General features: G+C 70.1%; 4 protein-coding genes. 3 read left to right on the plus strand and 1 reads right to left on the minus strand.

The features are described 5' to 3' along the window. Nucleotides 1-48: 48 nt before the first annotated feature. Complete coding sequence (locus tag C1I98_RS36235) at nucleotides 49-813, plus strand: crotonase/enoyl-CoA hydratase family protein (RefSeq protein WP_111171802.1); 765 nt, start codon at nucleotides 49-51, stop codon at nucleotides 811-813. Between the two features lie 160 nt (nucleotides 814-973). Beyond that, nucleotides 974-1615 (plus strand): rhomboid family intramembrane serine protease, encoded by a 642-nt coding sequence (locus tag C1I98_RS36240; RefSeq protein ID WP_111171803.1) that lies wholly within the window; start codon nucleotides 974-976, stop codon nucleotides 1613-1615. A gap of 27 nt (nucleotides 1616-1642) precedes the next feature. On the opposite strand, the gene serC is transcribed toward C1I98_RS36240, so the two are convergent. Continuing rightward, nucleotides 1643-2755, minus strand: a complete 1113-nt coding sequence (gene serC, locus C1I98_RS36245) for a phosphoserine transaminase (protein ID WP_111171804.1) — start codon at nucleotides 2753-2755, stop codon at nucleotides 1643-1645. Nucleotides 2756-3006: 251 nt separating this feature from the next. Here serC and C1I98_RS36250 point away from each other — a divergent pair, with 251 nt between their 5' ends. Further along, entirely contained in the window at nucleotides 3007-3981 is a 975-nt protein-coding gene (locus tag C1I98_RS36250; protein WP_146607856.1) for a hypothetical protein, read from the plus strand. Nucleotides 3982-3991: the final 10 nt, after the last annotated feature.

The following is a 3991-nucleotide window of genomic DNA, read 5'->3' on the forward strand; positions in this document are numbered from 1 at the left end:
CTGCCTTCCCACCCTGCCTTTCCGGCCTGCCCGATTGGAGCCGTGAGCGTGTCCGATGAAGTACTGGTCGAGGTGGACGGTGGCGTCGCCGTCATCACGATCAACCGTCCCAAGTCCAAGAACGCGATCAACGGAGAGGTGGCGCGCGGGATCGCGGCGGCGCTCGACGAGCTGGAGGAGCGCAAGGACGTCGCGGTCTACGTGCTGACCGGCGCGGGCGACTCCTTCAGCGCCGGAATGGACCTCAAGGGGTTCCTGTCCGGCGACTTCCCGCACGTCCCCGGCCGCGGGTTCGGCGGGCTCGTCGAGGCCCCGCCGAAGAAGCCGATCATTGCGGCGGTGGAGGGCTACGCCCTGGCCGGGGGCTTCGAGCTGGCGCTGTCCTGCGACCTGATCGTGGCCTCCGACACGGCGAAGTTCGGCCTGCCCGAGCCGACCAGGGGGCTGATCGCCGGAGCGGGCGGCCTCCCGCGGCTGCCCCGGCGCCTGCCGTACCACGTGGCGCTGGAGGTGGCGCTGACCGGCGACCACTACCCGGCCGCCAGGCTGCACGAACTGGGGCTGGTCAACCGGATCACCGCGGCGGGCGAGGCGCTGGCGACGGCGGTCGAGCTGGCCCGCAGGATCGCCAGGAACGCGCCGCTCGCGGTCGCCGCCACCAAGCGGCTGATGATCGAGTCCGCGGACTGGAGCCTGGACGAGATCTTCGCCAGGCAGGCCGCCACCGTGGACGAGGTCTTCAACTCCAAGGACGCCAAGGAGGGCGCGGCGGCGTTCGCGGAGAAGCGGGCGCCGGTCTGGAAAGGCGAGTAAAGCCAGCTATAGGCGAGTAAAGCGGTATGCGATGGCCTCTCCCTGGTTCGTACTTGCCGGGGAGGGGCGCGCCCAAGCCCGTTCCTGCGTACGGTAAAGGTGTGCGCGGTCTCCTTCAGGGCAGGGTCCGCACACCTCGTCGGCTGCGCCAGGAGACCAGATGAACGACTTCCCGACCGGCTACGGATCGTCGCACTCGCCCGGTGGCGAGCAGTTCAAGCGGGGTTTGCGCGAATTCCTCACCGGGGCGCTCGGCAGCGCCCTGCTGCTGGCCCTGCTCGTCGGCGCCATGTGGCTGATCGAGGTCATCGACTACACCACCGGCGGCGGGCTCGACGCCTACGGCATCGTGGGCTGGAACCCCGACTCGCTGTCGGGCATCCTTTTCGCGCCCTTTCTGCACGGCGGCTTCGGCCACCTGATGGCCAACTCGGTGCCGCTGCTCATCTTGGGCTTCGTCGCCGCGATCCGCGGCATCGGCAAGTTCCTGCTGGCCAGCCTGATCATCGTGATGGTCAGCGGGGTCGGCGTGTGGCTGACCACCCCGCCCTACTACGTGACCATCGGCGCGAGCGGCCTGGTCTTCGGCTACTTCGGCTACGTGGTCGCCCGGGGCCTGTTCGACCGCAGGATCCTCGACATCGTGCTCGGCGTGGCGGTCGCGGTGGCCTACTACTCGCTGCTGTGGGGCGTGCTGCCCTCCCAGGAGGGCATCTCCTGGCAGGGCCACCTGTTCGGGCTCATCGGCGGCGTGCTGGCCGCGTGGCTGCTGCGCAGGAAGGGCGCCCTGGCCGGGGCCTGACAGCGCCAGGCCTCGGCGGAGGGGTGGCTAGAGACGCTCGACCACGTAGTCGACGCAGGCGGTCAGCGCCTCGACGTCGGCCGGGTCGACCGCCGGGAACATCGCCACCCGCAACTGGTTGCGGCCCAGCTTGCGGTAGGGCTCGGTGTCCACGATGCCGTTGGCCCGCAGCACCTTGGCCACCGCCGCGGCATCGACGTCGTCGGTGAAGTCGACGGTGCCGACCACGTTGGAGCGCTGCGCCGGGTCGGTCACGAACGGCGTGGCGAAGGACGACTTGTCGGCCCAGGTGTAGAGGTGCCGCGCCGACTCGGCCGTGCGCGCCGTGGTCCAGGCCAGCCCGCCGTGGGAGTTCATCCACTCGATCTGGTCGGCCAGCAGGATCAGCGTGGCCAGCGCGGGCGTGTTGTAGGTCTGGTCCTTGGCGGAGTTGTCGATGGCCGTGGGCAGGCTGAAGAACTCCGGCACGAACCGCCCCGAGCCGGCGATCTCGGCCACCCTGGCCAGCGCCTTGGGCGAGAACAGCGCGATCCACAGCCCGCCGTCGGCGGCGAAGCTCTTCTGCGGCGCGAAGTAGTAGACGTCGAACTCGCTCGCCTGGACCGGCAGGCCGCCCGCCCCCGAGGTCGCGTCGACCAGGACCAGCGACTCGTCGTCGGTCACCCGCCTGATCGGCATCGCCACGCCGGTCGAGGTCTCGTTGTGGGTGAGCGCGTAGACGTCGACGCCCTCCTCGGGCCGCGCCTGCGGGTGCGTGCCCGGGTCGGACTTGATCACCGTCGGGTCGCCCAGCCACGGCGCCTTGGCGGCCACCGCCACGAACTTGGCGGAGAACTCGCCGAAGCTGAGGTGCTGGGAACGTTCCCGGATCAGGCCGAAGGACGCGATGTCCCAGAACGCCGTGGTGCCGCCGTTGCCGAGCGCCACCTCATAGCCCTCCGGCAGGCCGAACAGGGAGCCCAGCCCCTCGCGTACGCGCCGGACGACGCGCTTCACCGGCTGCTGCCGGTGCGAGGTGCCCATCACCGAGGCGCCGGAGGCGGCCAGGGCCGCGAGCTGCTCGGGGCGCACCTTGGAGGGCCCGGAGCCGAAGCGGCCGTCGGCGGGCTTGATGTCAGCGGGAATCACGATGTCAGCCACACCACAAGAGTAGTCAGGCGGCGAGTGCGGCAAGACGCGGGTCCAGATATTGAGAACGTAATCTAACGATCACGCCGTGGTGTCATCATGAGTTTGGATTCCGTTTATCCGGTGACCAAGGCAGAGCCATGACAGCTACGCGATCATTGGCCGAGATCTGCGCCGGTATGGTGCAGCGTGGGCTACGCGCTCGGTTTCTCCCGTTCGTGCTCTTCGTGGGGCCGAAGTCCCATGACACGGCGAGCCGTTTCGTGAACGAGGTTCGCTGGAAGGTTCCGCTGGCCGAGATCACGCCCGTCTCCGGCGACCGGTTGACCACCCTCATGGAACGGGTGGCCGGGAAGGACGGCGCCCTGGGCAAGGGGATGTCCTGGTCGTTCCTGCCACCGCCGCGCTTCCCGCTCGCCCAGTTCGTGCTGTGGGCGCTGAACGAGGCCGACCCCAAGAACGAGCGGCTGGACCAGCCGCTGCGCGCCTGGCTGCGGCGCGGCGGTCCCTCGTGGAAGTACCCTCTCGACAAGGCGGAGTACATCACCCGGTTCCTGGCCGTCCCCGCGCTGGCGGCCGGGTCGGTGTCCGCCGTGATCAGCAAGGCCTATGACATCGCGCTGTGGGGAGCGGGCCTGCTCTGGGGCGTCGCCCTGCTTTGCGCCGTGGCCCTGGCCACGCTGGGCGCCGCCAACTGGTCCACGGGCCACTTCCGCTACCGCTGGTTCCAGTCACGGTCTCAGCCGTTCCTGCGCCGCGGGAAGGGGGAGTCCCTGGCGGACTACGTCGCCAGGATCCACAGGGCCAAGGACGAACCTGAGGTGGAGAAGCTCCTCGTCAACGCGTTCCACGAGGACCTGCGGATCGCCTACCGGCGGCTGCGGCCCTGGCTGCTGTGGCCGGGCTGGGCGCGCGGCGCGCACGCCGTGCTCGTGCTGAACGACGCGGAACCGGGCAGTGCGTGTGCCCGGCTGATCACGATCATGCACGACGTCCAAGAGGAGACGGGGCGGCCGGTCCCGCTGCTCGTGGTGGCCGCGACGAAGGAGCCACCCGACTTCGACGGCCACAAGCGCACGGGCGTCGTCCACACGGATTTGGCGGACTTCGACACGGCCCACGAACAATGGCGGGAACGGGCCAGACGGCCCACCCCCTGCCCCTACCTCGTCGTCGAGGCCGTGGCCCCCGGGCCGCAGGGCGGCGGCCCGGGGGCCACGGCCTCGACGACGAGGTAGGGGCAGGGGG

It is taken from the genome of Spongiactinospora gelatinilytica, from assembly GCF_003236385.1.
In the GTDB taxonomy this organism is placed as follows: domain Bacteria; phylum Actinomycetota; class Actinomycetes; order Streptosporangiales; family Streptosporangiaceae; genus Spongiactinospora; species Spongiactinospora gelatinilytica.